General features: G+C 50.5%; 1 protein-coding gene. It reads left to right on the plus strand.

What is annotated here, in order from left to right:
• Positions 1-411 (plus strand): hypothetical protein (locus PPL9_RS12035; RefSeq protein WP_208989330.1); only part of this gene is annotated, 411 nt, incomplete at its 5' end.
• Positions 412-436: the final 25 nt, after the last annotated feature.

The following is a 436-nucleotide window of genomic DNA, read 5'->3' on the forward strand; positions in this document are numbered from 1 at the left end:
AGGCTGGCAAAGCAGCACAATCAACATTTCATCAGCTCTATGGAAACCACAGATGTTGCCGTCATTGCAGCGCCAACACCTTGGATTGGCGAGCCAGAAGATCACGCCATGTATCTTGAAAAGCAAAGCGAGGAAACTAGCAAATCCCGCTTACAAGAAGCAAAGGCGAGCCTTGTTGAAACGATCAAGCAAACCCTTGTGAGAGACACCGGCCACATCAGCAACCCAAGAATAGTGCACGCAAACAGCTTCGACCTATCGCAGTTCAAGAAGCAGGAAAGCGGCATAACTGGCGTTGAGTTCGAGTATGTCGATCAGCACGGTCCGGGTTTTAGCGGCGACGATTACTGGGGGACAATGGCCTTTCCAATTGGGTGCGGCCAACTCTTCCTCATCGACTTCTCCGATTAACTCAAGCCCAAACAGGTGAAACATG

The organism is Pseudovibrio sp. POLY-S9 (assembly GCF_001431305.1).
Classification (GTDB): domain Bacteria; phylum Pseudomonadota; class Alphaproteobacteria; order Rhizobiales; family Stappiaceae; genus Pseudovibrio.